Annotated in this window: 15 protein-coding genes; 2 read left to right on the forward strand and 13 right to left on the reverse strand. The window is 68.1% G+C overall.

All coding sequences use genetic code 11. The annotated features are described in order from the left end of the window. From ACYVLQ_RS23940 to ACYVLQ_RS24000, 13 genes are all read right to left on the reverse strand, one after another. Nucleotides 1–700, reverse strand: a 700-nt coding sequence (locus ACYVLQ_RS23940; protein ID WP_460699792.1) for a biotin carboxylase N-terminal domain-containing protein, incomplete at its 3' end; no start/stop codon positions are given. 9 nt (nt 701–709) lie between these two features. Next, complete coding sequence (locus ACYVLQ_RS23945; RefSeq protein ID WP_460699761.1) at nt 710–907, reverse strand: acyl-CoA carboxylase subunit epsilon; 198 nt, start codon at nt 905–907, stop codon at nt 710–712. 23 nt (nt 908–930) lie between these two features. Further along, nucleotides 931–2,472 carry an acyl-CoA carboxylase subunit beta gene (locus tag ACYVLQ_RS23950; RefSeq protein ID WP_460699762.1) on the reverse strand — a complete coding sequence of 514 codons (1,542 nt, stop codon included), beginning with the start codon at nt 2,470–2,472 and terminating at the stop codon, nt 931–933. Between the two features lie 14 nt (nt 2,473–2,486). Continuing rightward, the gene (locus tag ACYVLQ_RS23955) at nt 2,487–3,185 is read right to left on the reverse strand and encodes a dienelactone hydrolase family protein (protein ID WP_460699763.1); all 699 of its coding nucleotides are present in this window, start codon (nt 3,183–3,185) and stop codon (nt 2,487–2,489) included. Then, the gene (locus ACYVLQ_RS23960; protein ID WP_460699764.1) at nt 3,182–4,765 is read right to left on the reverse strand and encodes a class I adenylate-forming enzyme family protein; all 1,584 of its coding nucleotides are present in this window, start codon (nt 4,763–4,765) and stop codon (nt 3,182–3,184) included. The genes ACYVLQ_RS23955 and ACYVLQ_RS23960 overlap by 4 nt, the downstream gene beginning before the upstream one ends. A gap of 14 nt (nt 4,766–4,779) precedes the next feature. Further along, a complete protein-coding gene (locus ACYVLQ_RS23965) occupies nt 4,780–5,715 on the reverse strand; it encodes an MBL fold metallo-hydrolase (RefSeq protein ID WP_460699765.1) in 936 nt (311 codons plus the stop codon). After that, complete coding sequence (locus tag ACYVLQ_RS23970; RefSeq protein WP_460699766.1) at nt 5,712–6,620, reverse strand: aromatase/cyclase; 909 nt, start codon at nt 6,618–6,620, stop codon at nt 5,712–5,714. Before ACYVLQ_RS23970 ends, ACYVLQ_RS23965 begins: the two co-directional genes overlap by 4 nt. Nucleotides 6,621–6,648: 28 nt before the next feature. Continuing rightward, a complete protein-coding gene (locus tag ACYVLQ_RS23975) occupies nt 6,649–7,443 on the reverse strand; it encodes an SDR family NAD(P)-dependent oxidoreductase (RefSeq protein ID WP_460699767.1) in 795 nt (264 codons plus the stop codon). Continuing rightward, complete coding sequence (locus ACYVLQ_RS23980; RefSeq protein ID WP_460699768.1) at nt 7,433–7,705, reverse strand: acyl carrier protein; 273 nt, start codon at nt 7,703–7,705, stop codon at nt 7,433–7,435. The genes ACYVLQ_RS23975 and ACYVLQ_RS23980 overlap by 11 nt, the downstream gene beginning before the upstream one ends. A 5-nt stretch (nt 7,706–7,710) precedes the next feature. After that, nucleotides 7,711–8,976, reverse strand: coding sequence for a beta-ketoacyl synthase N-terminal-like domain-containing protein (locus ACYVLQ_RS23985; protein ID WP_460699769.1), 1,266 nt, complete (start codon nt 8,974–8,976; stop codon nt 7,711–7,713). Further along, complete coding sequence (locus ACYVLQ_RS23990) at nt 8,973–10,241, reverse strand: beta-ketoacyl-[acyl-carrier-protein] synthase family protein (RefSeq protein WP_460699770.1); 1,269 nt, start codon at nt 10,239–10,241, stop codon at nt 8,973–8,975. The genes ACYVLQ_RS23985 and ACYVLQ_RS23990 overlap by 4 nt, the downstream gene beginning before the upstream one ends. Nucleotides 10,242–10,304: 63 nt before the next feature. After that, nucleotides 10,305–10,700 carry a nuclear transport factor 2 family protein gene (locus ACYVLQ_RS23995; protein WP_460699771.1) on the reverse strand — a complete coding sequence of 132 codons (396 nt, stop codon included), beginning with the start codon at nt 10,698–10,700 and terminating at the stop codon, nt 10,305–10,307. Beyond that, complete coding sequence (locus ACYVLQ_RS24000; protein WP_460699772.1) at nt 10,697–11,158, reverse strand: nuclear transport factor 2 family protein; 462 nt, start codon at nt 11,156–11,158, stop codon at nt 10,697–10,699. Before ACYVLQ_RS24000 ends, ACYVLQ_RS23995 begins: the two co-directional genes overlap by 4 nt. A gap of 545 nt (nt 11,159–11,703) precedes the next feature. Here ACYVLQ_RS24000 and ACYVLQ_RS24005 point away from each other — a divergent pair. Then, nucleotides 11,704–12,348 carry a TetR/AcrR family transcriptional regulator gene (locus ACYVLQ_RS24005; protein WP_460699773.1) on the forward strand — a complete coding sequence of 215 codons (645 nt, stop codon included), beginning with the start codon at nt 11,704–11,706 and terminating at the stop codon, nt 12,346–12,348. A 158-nt stretch (nt 12,349–12,506) separates the two neighbouring features. Then, complete coding sequence (locus ACYVLQ_RS24010; RefSeq protein ID WP_460699774.1) at nt 12,507–13,712, forward strand: lipid-transfer protein; 1,206 nt, start codon at nt 12,507–12,509, stop codon at nt 13,710–13,712. The last annotated feature ends 34 nt before the right edge of the window (nt 13,713–13,746 follow it).

A 13,746-nucleotide genomic window follows, 5' to 3' on the forward strand; every position in this document is an offset into this window, starting at 1 on the left:
AGTCACGAGTCCCCGCCACAATCACATTGCCGTGCTGATCGGCCAGCACCTGCGCCTCGACATGCCGCGCCTTGTCCAGATACTGCTCCACGAAGCACTCACCACGCCCGAACGCGGCAGTGGCCTCCCGGGTCGCGGACTCGAACAACTCCGGAATCTCCTCGATAGTGTGCGCGACCTTCATCCCGCGCCCACCACCACCGAACGCCGCCTTGATCGCCACCGGCACGCCGTACTTCTTCGCGAAGTCCACGACCTCGGTCGCATCCCGCACCGGATCCTTGGTCCCCGCCGCCATCGGCGCCCGAGCCCGCTCCGCGATACGCCGCGCGGTCACCTTATCCCCCAAATCCCGAATCGACTCCGGCGACGGCCCGATCCACACCAACCCCGCATCCAACACAGCCTGCGCGAAATCCGCATTCTCCGACAGAAACCCATACCCCGGATGAACCGCATCCGCACCCGACTTACGCGCCGCATCCAAAATCTTGTCGAACACCAGATACGACTCCCCCGACGTCCGACCACCAAGCGCGAACGCCTCATCAGCAATCCCCACGAACGGCGCATCCGCATCCGGCTCCGCATACACCGCAACACTCGCGATACCGGCATCCCTAGCGGCCCGGATCACACGCACCGCAATCTCGCCCCGATTAGCAATCAATACTTTTCGCACGGTCGTCCCCTCCCTGATCGGCGGCGGTCAGGCCGCTCGGCACCAGCTGTTCGCAGTGACGAAGACGGCGCGTCGCCGGGGCCGCAACCACACCGCGGGCGCAGGAGGCATATTCGGCTCCACCGGCTCCGCGGTCGCCACCAGCAGTGCCGTGACGAGCGCGGCGATCTCCACATCGTCGGGATCGCCCTTCTCGACGCGGATCCCGATTTCGTTGTCGTTCATACAGTTTCTCCGTTCTCCGACGATCACAGCGGGGGATTGCCGTGTTTGCGCCACGGCAGATCGGCATGTTTCGAGCGCAGCATCGCCAGTCCGCGGACCAGCACCGGCCGGGTCTGGGCCGGATCGATCACCTCGTCCACCAGGCCGCGCTCGGCCGCGTAGTAGGGATGAATCAGTTCCGACCGGTACTCACGAATCCGCTCCTCCCGCAGCGCATCCGGATCGTCGGAGCCCGCGAGTTCGCGGCGGCACACGACCTCGACCGCGCCCTCCGCGCCCATGACGGCGATCTCGTTGGTGGGCCAGGCGAGCGCCAGATCCGCGCCGATCGACCGGGAGTCCATCACGATGTAGGCCCCGCCGAATGCCTTGCGCAGCACCACCGATACCCGCGGCACCGTCGCATTGCAGTACGCGGACAGCAATTTGGCGCCGTGCCGGATGATGCCGCCGTGCTCCTGTCCGACACCCGGCAGGAATCCGGGCACGTCGACCAGTGTCACGATCGCGATATTGAAGCAGTCGCACGTCTGGACGAAACGCGCCGCCTTCTCCGCCGCCGCGATATCGAGCGCACCGGCCAGCGAACTCGGCTGGCTGGCAACGATTCCCACCACATGCCCGTCGAGCCGCGCGAGTACGCAGACCACATTGGCCGCCCACTGCTCCTGCACCTCGAAGAAGACGCCGTCGTCGACGATCTCCTCGATCACCGCGCGCATATCGTAGGGCCGGTTGCCGTCGGCCGGAACCAGGTCGTACAGCGCATCGCTGCGCCGGTCGGCGGGATCCGAACACGGTGCGACGGGCGGTTGTTCGTGATTGTTAGCGGGCAGCATGGACAGCAGCAGCCGCACATCGTGCAGACAGGTCTCCTCGTCGTCGTAGGCGAAATGCGCCACCCCTGAACGCTGTGCGTGCACGTCGGCCCCACCTAACTGCTCCATCGTGACCCGTTCACCGGTGACCGTCGCGACCACATCGGGCCCGGTGAGGAACATCTGGGCGATGCCGCGCACCATGAACACGAAGTCGGTCAGCGCGGGGCTGTAGGCCGCACCGCCCGCGCACGGCCCGAGCATCACGCTGATCTGCGGAATCACCCCGGAGGACCGGGCATTCCGGCGGAAGATCCCGCCGAATCCGGCCAGCGCCGTCACGCCCTCCTGAATTCGGGCGCCCGCGCTGTCGTTGAGCGCGACCAGCGGCGCGCCGGTGGATGCCGCCAGATCCATGACCTTGTGGATCTTTTCGGCGTGCGCCTCGCCGAGCGCCCCACCGAGAATGCGGAAATCCTGGGCGTAGACGAATACGGTGCGGCCGAAGACCGTGCCCCATCCGGTCACCACGCCGTCGGTGTGCGGTCGGCGCCCGGCCATCCCGAATCCGGACCCGAGGCCGCGCCGCAGCGACTCGACCTCGGTGAAAGATCCCTTGTCCAGCAGCATTTCGATGCGCTCACGCGCGGTCGACTTGCCCTGGTCGTGCTGGCGCGCGGTGGCCGCGGTGGTGTTGCTCCGCACCGACCGCTGCAGGTCGGTCAGTTCGGCGATGGCTGGGTACACGGCGTCTCCTTCTCTCAGCTTTTCAGGTAGGTATCGAAGAACTCGAACACCCGCCGCCACGCATCGTCGGCCGCCTGCTGCTGGAAGCCGAAGCCGGTGACCCGCAGCAGCGGCGTCATCGGACCGGCGTTCCAGTGGTTGGCGAAGCCGTGCCCGACGCCGGGATAGGTCTTCACATCGTGGGGAACATCATTGTGGGACAACGCCTTCGACAGTTTCTCTCCGGCGCCCATGAGCGACGGGTCCCGTCGGCCGTAGCTGCCGACCACGGGGCAGCTGCCGCGCAGCGCCTCGTTCATATCCTTGGGCAGATTGCCGTAGAACGGCGCGGAGGCATCGAATCCGTCGGTCGCGGTGGCGAGGGCGAAGCCGCCGCCGATGCAGAAGCCGACCACGCCGATGCGGCCGGTGCAGTCGGGCTGCCCCTTCAGGAACTCCCGCGCCGCGGTGATACGGTCGAATGTGGTGCCCTGGCCGCGGTTGAAGTCGCGGAACATCCCGACCAGGCAGCGCGGCCCGCTGCCGTCGAACAGCCGGGGCGCGACGACCAGGTATCCGGCCTCCGCGATGGTGCGGGTGATAGTGCGGACGTCGTCGTTGAGGCCCATGACGTCGTGCACCACGACGACGCCCGGCCAGGGGCCGGGACCGTCGGGGCGGACGAGTTCGGCCTCGACGGCGCCGATGGGGGTGTCGATCCGGGTCTGGTTCATTGCGCTGCTCCTCCTGCGATGTCGGCTCGTGCGATGTCGGACAGTGCGGATCGGTCGACCTTGCCGTTGGGCAGGCGTGGCAGCCGTTCCACCAGTTCGATCGAGTTCAATTGTGCTGCTTCGGAATAGGCGTCGCGTAGCTCGTCGAGCAGGCCGGTGGCGCCGTCCGCGGCATTGACGAAACCGGCCAGCCGCACCGCGCCGCCGTCGCGGATCCCCACCACCTCGCATTCTTCGACACCCGGATGCGATTCCAGCGCGCGCCGCACCGCCGAGGGCGAGACCACCTCACCGTCGCGGTGGACCAGGTCCCGGATCCGGTCGGTGACAGTCAGCAGCCCGTCGGCATCGAGGCTGCCGTAATCGCCGGTCGGGAACCAGGTTCCGGGGCCGCCGTGGATCGCGGTGCCGTCGTAGTACCCGAGCATGATCGAGGGCCCGCGGGCCCAGATCTGTCCCGGCGTTCCGGTCGGCACCGGGTCGGGCGCCGCGCTGTTCAGCGGCGCGATCCGCACCGAGATCCCGCCGACGGCGACGCCGACCGATCCGATGCGCTCCGCCCCGGCCCGCTCGGTGCTGATCAGCGAGGTGGTCTCGGTCAGCCCGTACCCCTGCCAGCAGGGCAGTCCCAGGGTCGATCGGATGCGCGCGTTCGCCCGTGCCGACAGTGAGGTGCTGCCGGAGCCGATCATGGTGAGGTGCCGGAGCGCGGTGTCGCCGAAGCGCGGGTCGGCCGCCAACTGCTCGAGCCGCACCGGCAGCGAATACAGGTGCGTGGCGCGCAGCTGATCCGCGACGACCACGGATTTCCACACGTTCCGGTACCCCGCGAGAATCTGCCGTGTACCTACCCGGATCGCCGCGTTCATATGCATCGGGTAGTAGATGGGCCGACTGTGCGCGAGTCCGCCGCTGTCGGCGAGATCGTGTGCGGCGGCGAGCTGTTCGGCGTTGGCTCGAATATTCGCGTGGCTGTAGCAGACTGCCTTCGCCGGGCCGGTGGAACCGCTGGTGAACATGAGCGCGGCGGCGTCGTCGGGCAGCCCGGACCCGCGCCCGAAAGCGGTGCGTACCAGCCAGCCCGAATCGATCCGGATCGGTTCGTGCAGTACGGGTTTGAGCCGCTCGTCGCCGAGCGCCTTGGCCAGGAACTGTTCGAATCCCCGGTCGGAGACCAGTATCGCGGCGGGCGCCGACAGCTCCAGCACATGCGCGAGCGCCGGTGCGGGAAGCAGCGGATTGATCGGTGCGACAACGTTGTCGCTGCGAATGCCGCCGTAGTAGAAGGCGGGGAAGGCCGGGTCCAGATCGGCGACGATGCCGATCACCCGGCGCGACCCCACCCTGTCCCGGAGCGTCCGTGCTACCGCGTCGGCCAGGTCGTCGAGCGCGGCGAAGGTGAGCACGGCCGCTTCGGTCTGTACCGCCGCGCACTGGCCATGGTTGCGCGCGGCCTCGGTGAGCAACTGGTCGACGGTGCCGGGCGCCGTGTCCGGGGCCGGTTCGCCGCTGGCCCAGGACCTGCCCGGGGCCGGGTGGCGTATCGTCCCGGCTGGCTCGATTATGCTGTCGCTGTGCATCTTTCGTCTCCGTATCAAGCGGCGCAGTGCGGCAGGACGCCGCCGTTGAGGGTGACCATCTCGCCGAAAACGGACACCACGTCCAGGGGTTCGCCGAGCGCGCCGCCGCGCAGTTCGGCATAGGCGCGGTGCACGTTGCCGACCAGGCGTTCCGGATCGCACCACCCGGCGAACTCGGCGCCCGGATCGGCGTGACGCGCGACGTCGAGCGGGCGCTGACCCGCCCGATACCCGACCGCCGCGATGGAACCCACCCAGTCCAGGTACCGGGTGGTCGCCGAGAGTAACTCGGGCCCGGCGATCGGGCCGTGCCCCGGCACGATCACCCGCGGCCGCAGCTCGCGCATCGACGCCACCGCCCGCCGCATCCCGTCCAGCGAGCCCATCAGGAAGAACGGTGTGCCCCCGGACATCAGCAGGTCCCCGCTGAACAGCACCCGCTCCCGCGGCAGCCACACCACGGTGTCGCCGCGGGTGTGCGCGGGGCCGAGATGGATCAGCTCGATGGCGCGGTCCCCGTCGTGCAGTGTGAGCCGCCTGTCGAAGGTGATGTCCGGCAGCCGCACCGCGACCGCACCCCAGTCGACCTCCGGCCAGAGTCCGGTCAGTGCCGTGCCGTTCTCGGCGATCTCGTCCCGGGTCAGCTGCTGCGCCACGATGCGCGTGCGTGCCGGGAAGAAGCAGTTGCCGAAGACGTGGTCGCCGTGGAAGTGCGTGTTCACCAGCTCGGTGATCGGCGCGACATCCAGGGCGTCGACGGCCGCCAGCTGCGCCCGCGTGCGGGCCTCGGTGGCGCAGGTGTCGATGACGGTCGTGCCGTGCGCGCCCGCGATCACCCCGCAGTTGTTGACGCACCAGCCCGAATGCTCCTGCAGGTAGGCGAATACGCCGGTGGCGAGTTCCACTGTGGTGGGGGCGGCGGGCAGTCCGGCCGTGGCGAGTCCGGTCACGAGTGCCCGCTCTCCAATCGCTGTTTGGCGATGCGCATCGTCGACATGCTGTTGGTGCTCAACGCGTCTCGAGCCTTGTCCAGGTTCGGGCCCGACAGGTCGGCGGCGGCGTGCTCGGGCCGCAGCCGGATGGTGTGCGACGAGGTCAGGACCGTATCGGCGCCGGAGGCGTCGATCGTCCAGCTACCCAGATGCAGATCCAGCAGAGGCGGCAGGTTCAGCTGCTTGTACTCGATCCGGCTGTGCCCGTCGGTGATCCGGATCGACATGGTGTCGTGCTCGCCGACGCTGGATCGGGTGGTCATGGTCAGCGCGTGCACGCCCGGTCCGTACTCGCGCACGTCGATCGCCTTGACGTGCGGGAGCACCTCGGTCCATCGCTCGGCGTCCCAGATGAATTCGTGCACGGCCTTCGGATCGGCGGCGATGCGGATCGAGTCGGAGAACGTCCGCACCTCGGCGGTCTCGCTGTGCCGTTCGGCCAGCGCCTTCAGCCCCGCCAATTCGGTGCGGCTGTTCTCGTCGGTGACCCGCTCGATCCACTCCAGCACCGACGCCTCGCCTCCCGCGGCGGAAAACGAATGCGCGAGATGCAGTTTCGTTCTGTCGTCGGCGACGGGCTCGATGGTCCAGGCGCCCGCCATGGCCGCGATCGGCGCGGCCGGTGCGGTCTGCCGGAAGGTGATACGGCCCGCCGCCGGATCCAGTTCCCGCACCGAGGTCCACGACTTGACGTCCTCGCCCGCCCGGGCCCAGATGCGGAGCATCTCCGAATCCGGTGCGCGGTGTAGATATTCGACTCGCAGTGTGGGGGTGAACAGCTCCGGCCAGTACTCGGCCCGGGACAGCAGGTCGTAGACCGTGCCGGAGTCGGCATCGATTTCGATGGAATGTGTTGTGTCCATGGCATTGTCCTCGATCGGGTAGGTGCCGTCAGTAGTTGCCCAGGCCGCCGCAGACGTTGATCGCCTGCGCGGTGATCGCGGCCGCGGCGGGGGTGGTGAGGTATTCGACGAGCCCGGCCACCTCGTCGGGGGTGGTGTAGCGGCCCAGCGGGATCTTGGCCTCGAATTTGGTCAGCACCGCCGACTCCTCGATATCCCAGATCTTCGAGTAGTTGCTCCGGACATGCTGTGCCATAGGCGTTTCGACGTATCCTGGGCAGACTGCGTTCACCGTGATTCCCGTGCCGGCCAGCTCCAGCCCGAGCGATTTGGTGAACCCGACCACGCCGTGCTTCGACGCCGTGTACGGCGCACCCAGCACCACGCCCTGCTTGCCGCCGGTGGAGGCGATGTTGATGATCTGCCCGGCGGGCAGCGTCTGCATCCGCCCCGTGGTCAGCACGTACTTCGACATCAGGAAGACGCTGCGCAGGTTGGTGCCGATCACGGTGTCCCACAGCTCGCTCGACAGCTCGCTGGTCACTCCGCCGCCGGGGATTCCGGCATTGTTGACCAGGGTGTCGACCGGGCCGAACCGTTCGACCCCGGCGGCGATGAACGCCTCGATCGAGGTCTCCTCCCGCACATCGCAACCGACGCCGTCGGCGGTGATGTCGAGAGTGCGCAGATCCTCGAGGGTGGCGGCGAGCCGGTCGGCATTGCGCCCGCAGATGAACACCCGGTAACCGGCCGTGCCGAGCCGGGTGGCGGTGGCCAGCCCGATGCCGCTGGTGCCGCCGGAGATGAGCGCGACCCTGCCCTTTCTATTTGTGTCAGGCGGCATTTCGGCGCTCCTCGTCGATCGCCGCGACCAACTGGGCCGGGGACTTGGCCTGCTCGAGCACATCGTCATCGAGCGCGATGCCGTGCTCGCGCTTGAGCCGGTTGAGCACCTCCAGCAGCGCGATGGAGTCGAAACCCATATCCTCGAACGGGGTTTCGTCACCCGCTTGGTCGAGCGTGGCCACCTCGATGGCGGCGTCGTCACCGGCCACCTGCCGCAGCACCGTGGCGAGAATCTCTCTGTGCATCGTTTCGTCCTTCATGTGATTCACCTCTTCGTGGCCGAGTTCGCTACCGCGACAGCGCTGCTCGGCCTGCGCAGCAAGGTCGCCGAATTGAAGCCGCCGCGTCCGCGGCTGAGTACCAGCGCGGCGCCGAGGTCCGCGGGAACGGGTCGGTCCGGGATATCCAGGTCCCGGGCGCGCAGCGAGCGCGGGTAGACGCGAGTGGGCGGGATGACACCGGCCCGCAACGCCAGGCACGCGGTGGCGATGTCCAGGGCGCCGGAACCGCAACCGACCCGGCCGATTCCGGCCTTGGGCACGGTGACGGGCACGGCGCCCGCGCCGAAGACGGCGGTGATCGCCCGCACCTCCTGCTCGTCCATGTCCGCGGTGCCGAATCCGTCGGCGAAGATCACGTCGACCTCGTCCGGACCCGCCTCGGCATCCGCCAGCGCCCTGCGGATCGCCCGTTCGAGGCCCGCTCCCGATGCGCCCCGGCCGTCGAAAGTCGAGGCGAACCCGGCGATTTCGGCGTACGAGCGCTGCGGCCGGGACCCGTCGGGCGCTAGGTCCGGCTGCACGGTCACCAGCGCGCCGCCCTCGCCGGAGACGAATCCGGAGGCGCCGGGGGAGAACGGCCGGTACGCCGTGTCCGGGTCGGCTCCGGTGGTCATCAGACCGGCGCTGGTATACGCCGCCCAGCCCCACGGGCAGGCATTCGTGTCCACCGCCCCGGCCAGTACCACCCGGCAGCCGTCTACGCCGGGATCCGCTGTGGCGGAACGTAATTGCCGTCGAGCCTGTCCGATCGTCTCCATGCCGCCCGCATCGTCGGCGACCAGCGCCCGCCCCGATCCCTTCATCCCGTGCCGGATGGAGATCTGCCCGGAGTTGACCGCGTAGAACCAGGCGAAGGACTGATAGGCGCTGACGTGGTCGGGCCCCTGCGCCCAGAGCGCCTGCATCTCCTTCTGCGCGAATTCGAAGCCGCCGCCGTTGTTGGCCGTGACCACCGCCGCCGAGTATCCGGCGAGATCGTCCGGGGACAGGTGTGCGTCGTCGAGCGCCTCCTGCGCCGCGACCAGTGCGAACTGGGTGACCCGATCGGTCTGTGGCAGCAGCCGGGCGGGCAGGTGCGCCCGCGGATCGAACTCGGTCAACTCGCCCGCGACGCCCGTCGCGTAGTGACCGCCGTCGAACCGGGTGATCGGCGCGATGGCGTTGGCGGCCTCGAGCGTCGCCGACCAGTGGGCGTCGGCGCCGAGCCCGAACGGCGAGATCACGCCCAGCCCCGTGATGACGGCGCTCATCGCGCACCCACCCGGGAGATGATCATCGCGCTCTGGAATCCGCCGAAACCGCTGCCGACGGTCAGGGCGTGATCCAGCGCCGCCGGTCGCGCCTCGCCCGGGATGTAGTCCAGGTCGCATTCCGGATCCCGCTCGGTCCAGTTGGCGGTCGGGGGCAGCAAGTCGCTGGTGAGGGCGAGCAGGCAGGCGGCGATCTCGATGGAGCCGATGGCGCCCAGCGAATGTCCGACCATCGACTTGATCGAACTGATCGGCGTCCGGTACGCGTGGTCGCCCAGCGCGCGCTTGAACGCGGCGGTCTCGTGCCGGTCGTTCTGTTTGGTGCCGGACCCGTGCGCGTTGATGTAGCCGATCTCCGTCGGCGCGATCCGGGCCTGCCGCAGCGCGGAGGTGATGGCGGCGGCCATCTCCGCGCCGTCCGGGCGCAGCCCGGTCATGTGGTACGCGTTGCACCGCCCGGCGAATCCGCTGATCTCGCCGTAGATCGGCACCCCGCGGCGCATCGCGGCCGACAGTTCCTCGATGACGAACATGGCCGCGCCCTCGCCGAGCACGAAACCGTTGCGGGACAGGTCGAACGGCCGCGACGCGCGCTCGGGATGCTCCAGCCGGGGCGTGGTGGCCTTGATCGCGTCGAAGCACGCGATGGTGATCGGGGAGATCGGCGCGTCCGAGGCGCCGCACACCGCCCGCTCGATCGTGCCCTCCCGGACCAGTTCGACCGCGTGCGCGACCGAATCCAGCCCCGAGGTGCAGCCGCTGGACACCACCGAAACCGGGCCCTGCGCACCGACTTCCATCGCCAGCTCGGCGGCGATGGAGCTGGGGATGTAATAGGAGTAGTAGTTCGGCGACGCCTCGCTCTCGGCCACCTCCCACAGCCGCCCCCGGTCGCTCATCCGGACGTATTCCGATTCCAGGCCGGGCGTCGAGCCCACGGCCGTGCCCACCACGACCCCCGTATCGGTCGGATCGGTGCGGTCGAACTCGAGGCCGCTGTCCACCAGCGCCTCGCGCGCGGCGACCAGGGCGAACTGCCCGACCCGGTCCATCCTCGCGGTCTCGGTGGGACTCAGCCCGCACATCAGCGGGTCGAAGTCGACCTCGGCGGCGACCTGCGAGCGGAACGGCGTGGGATCGACGAGGGTCATCCGCCGGGTCGCGGTGCGCCCACTGGCGATGAGATTCCAAAAATTCTTCCGTCCGGGCATACCCGGTGCAACCACACCGATACCCGTGACGACGACTCTGCGGTCGTTTGACATCAGGACTCCTGAATCAGCCGCGCCGGTATTCGGATCCGGCGATGTAAATGGTGGCGGTGCGGGCTATGCGAGGCGCTTCGCGGTTCGCAGCTCGACCAGATATCGGCCCCCGGTATCGAGAGTGAGAATGTCCTCACATGAAATAATTCCGGTCGGTCGGGCCGGTTGTCCCGGCGCGGATTCCACGGTGAGCACAATGGCGCGCACCAGCGCTCCCGCCGCCGTCGAATCGACCGAATAATTGGACATGTAGTGACGCTGCACCGCATTGCGCGCCGACCGTTCTGCCCGAAGTGTGCGGCTGTGGTCGACGATCTGGGCCCGCCCGAGCAATGTGCGCCGACCGGCGATGCGGAAGACCGCATCGGGAAGGAATGTCGCGGCGTAGGCGGCGAGGTCGCCCCGGTCCAGTGCCTGCACCTGGTCGGCGTAGAACTGCTCGACGTCGATGGCGGTCACGCGCGCTCCCAGGGCTTGTCGTCGCGGGTGACGCGGCGGTACCGGATCCGCCAGCGGTCGCCGCGGCGAACCAGCAGGTCCTCGCAGAGCGTGCTGGCGTAGATCTCGGACCCGCCGCCGACCCGGGATTCGATGACCAGTACGTAGCTGGTCGCCCGGGTCAGGATCGGGGTGCGCGGCTCGATACGCAGCATCGATACCAGATGCCGGTGCCGGATGCCGGACTTCGTCCGCGCCGCATGCCCCGCGGCCGCCGCCTGCTCGATCTGCCCGGCTCCGCGCAACGGATGCTCGATCCCGCTCGCGGTAAAAGTGGCCTCCGGTAGGAAATCTGCCGACCAGTTCGTGACGTCGCCCGCGTCGAGCGCCGCCATATGGTCGGCATAGAACCGGTTCCATCGGTCGTAGTCCGACGCACCGGGATCGATTCTTCCCGTCGTCGATGTTTTTGTTGCCATCTCGTACCGCCCCGTGGGAATTGTGTTAACATTTTCGAAACCGAAGTCGATGCGGTCCCCCTGGCTCGATCGACAATTCACACGGTATGTAGCCGGTTGTGGCGGTGGCAATGTCATTGCACTCCGGTTCGCCTGTTCGGCACTTTCGTTCGCAGTCCGGCCACCCGCCCGCATTCCCCGGCATGTTTTTGGCCGGAACCACCATCGCGGTGTGGATCCCGGCCAAAAGCACGCCGGAAATGCAAGGAGGGCGCGGTGCCGGGAATGCCGGGAGGGCGCGGTGGCGGGGATACGGGGCGAGCGCGGTGACGGGAATGCGGGCGAGTGCGGTGACGAGAATTCAGGGCGGGCGCGATGGCGGGGATGCGGGGCTAGTGCGGTGACGGGAATGCGGGGCGGGCGTGCCCGGATGTAAGGGGGTGGCGTGCTGGGAATGCGTAGAGGGCGGCGTGCTGGAATATGGGTAGCGGGGCGTATCGGGAAGGCCGGAGCCGCATGCCGAGTCGATTCCATGCAGATCTGTACGTAAGTGTAGAATTCTAGGAATGGCCAGGCCCGTAGTCTCGAAACCCCAGCGTCGCACGCAGGAGCAGCGCAGCAGCGAGATGCGCGTCCGGCTGCTCGACGCGACGATCGACTGCCTGGTCGAATACGGCTACGCGGGCACCACGACGCCGCGGGTCGCCGAGCGCGCGGGCGTCACCCGCGGCGCGCAGGTGCACCACTTCGGCTCCAAGACCGACCTCGTCGTGGCCGCGATCAGTCATCTCGCCCAGCGCCGCACCGACGCCGCCATGCAGGAACTCGGCCGCTTCCGCGCCGAGGGAGATCCGGTCGCGGCCGTCCTGGAATTCCTCTGGGAACTGCACCAGGGTCCGCTGTTCGTCGCCGCGATGGAGCTGTGGGTGGCCGGTCGCGTCGACCGGGTACTGGCTGCCGAGATGGCGAAGGTCGAGCCGTTCGTCAACAACGCCGTGCTGACGGCGGTGGCCCAGTTGGTTCCCGACGAGGTGGACCGGAAGATCGCGCGCGACTTCGTCTACACCGCGATGGACGCGCTGCGCGGAATTCTGGTGTCCAACTTCATCGATCCCGATTCCGACCGCGCGCACCGACGTTGGAAGCGCGCCGCGTCACACCTGCGCCTCGCCGCGGAATCCACCCTGCCGGGCCTGCGCTCCAGCACCTGACCTCGCCCCGACCTATCGCCCTCGCCACGCTCTCCATCTCTGTTTCCGGCACGCCCCTTGCCTAGTTACATACAGCCTTGTATGTTTGTTTCCAGGTTCGATCCGCTGGATCGGCGCATGCCGCCCATCGAGGTGGGTGGCCGGATGTGAGGAGTTCGATGGCGAACAAGGTCTACGTCGTCGGCGTCGGCATGACGAAGTTCGAGAAGCCGGGGCGGCGCAAGAACGAGGACGGCAGCGACTGGGACTACCCGGACATGGCGCGCGAGTCGGGCACGAAAGCGCTTGCGGACGCGGGGATTTCCTACGATCAGGTGCAGCAGGCCTACGTCGGCTACGTGTACGGCGAGTCCACCTCGGGCCAGCGGGCCGTCTACGAGTTGGGCATGACCGGCATCCCGGTCGTCAACGTCAACAACAACTGCTCGACCGGTTCCACCGCGCTGTACCTTGCGGCACAGGCGATTCGGGGCGGCCTGGCCGACTGCACGCTGGCGCTCGGCTTCGAGAAGATGCAGCCCGGATCGCTCGGCTCGACCTGGGACGACCGCGAGCAGCCGATGGCCAAGCACATGATGGCGCTGGCCGAGATCTCCGAGGTGCTGTTCCCGCCCGCGCCGTGGATGTTCGGCGCGGCCGGTCGTGAGCACATGAAGGCCTACGGCACCACCGCCGAGCACTTCGCGAAGATCGGGTACAAGAACCACAGGCATTCGGTCAACAACCCGTATTCGCAGTTCCAGGACGCGTATTCGATGCAGGACATCCTGGACGCGCGGATGATCTACGACCCGCTGACCAAGTTGCAGTGCTCGCCGACCTCCGACGGCTCCGGCGCGGCGATCCTCGCCTCCGAGGCATTCGTCAACAAGCACAACCTGGCGGGCCAAGCGGTGGAGATCGTCGGACAGGCCATGACCACCGACTTCGCCTCGACCTTCGACGGCACGGCCAAGGGCATCATCGGCTACGACATGAATGTCCGAGCGGCACGGCAGGTTTACGACCAGGCCGGTCTGGGCGCCGAGGATTTCCAGGTCATCGAGCTGCACGACTGCTTCTCGGCCAACGAACTGCTGCTGTACGAGGCGCTGGGCCTGTGCGGCGAGGGCGAGGCCGGAAAGCTGCTCGACGCCGACCAGACCACCTACGGCGGCAAGTGGGTCGTCAACCCCTCCGGCGGCCTGATCTCCAAGGGACATCCCTTGGGCGCCACGGGTTTGGCCCAATGCAGCGAGCTGACTTGGCAGCTGCGCGGCACGGCCGACAAGCGCCAGGTGCCGAATGTGACTGCGGCACTGCAACACAACATCGGGCTGGGCGGCGCGGCGATCGTGACGGCGTACCAGCGCGCGGATAGGTGACCCCGGCCAAAAGCGCTCCGCGGTCGTCCTGACG

This window comes from Nocardia thraciensis (assembly GCF_054782435.1).

What these genes read in the sequence shown, in the direction of transcription:
- ACYVLQ_RS23945 (WP_460699761.1), bottom strand. Translation starts at nt 907, where the DNA reads ATGAACGACAACGAAATCGGGATCCGCGTCGAGAAGGGCGATCCCGAC.
- ACYVLQ_RS23955 (WP_460699763.1), bottom strand. Translation starts at nt 3,185, where the DNA reads ATGAACCAGACCCGGATCGACACCCCCATCGGCGCCGTCGAGGCCGAA.
- ACYVLQ_RS23960 (WP_460699764.1), bottom strand. Translation starts at nt 4,765, where the DNA reads ATGCACAGCGACAGCATAATCGAGCCAGCCGGGACGATACGCCACCCG.
- ACYVLQ_RS23970 (WP_460699766.1), bottom strand. Translation starts at nt 6,620, where the DNA reads ATGGACACAACACATTCCATCGAAATCGATGCCGACTCCGGCACGGTC.
- ACYVLQ_RS23975 (WP_460699767.1), bottom strand. Translation starts at nt 7,443, where the DNA reads ATGCCGCCTGACACAAATAGAAAGGGCAGGGTCGCGCTCATCTCCGGC.
- ACYVLQ_RS23980 (WP_460699768.1), bottom strand. Translation starts at nt 7,705, where the DNA reads ATGAAGGACGAAACGATGCACAGAGAGATTCTCGCCACGGTGCTGCGG.
- ACYVLQ_RS23985 (WP_460699769.1), bottom strand. Translation starts at nt 8,976, where the DNA reads ATGAGCGCCGTCATCACGGGGCTGGGCGTGATCTCGCCGTTCGGGCTC.
- ACYVLQ_RS23990 (WP_460699770.1), bottom strand. Translation starts at nt 10,241, where the DNA reads ATGTCAAACGACCGCAGAGTCGTCGTCACGGGTATCGGTGTGGTTGCA.
- ACYVLQ_RS24000 (WP_460699772.1), bottom strand. Translation starts at nt 11,158, where the DNA reads ATGGCAACAAAAACATCGACGACGGGAAGAATCGATCCCGGTGCGTCG.
- ACYVLQ_RS24005 (WP_460699773.1), top strand. Translation starts at nt 11,704, where the DNA reads ATGGCCAGGCCCGTAGTCTCGAAACCCCAGCGTCGCACGCAGGAGCAG.
- ACYVLQ_RS24010 (WP_460699774.1), top strand. Translation starts at nt 12,507, where the DNA reads ATGGCGAACAAGGTCTACGTCGTCGGCGTCGGCATGACGAAGTTCGAG.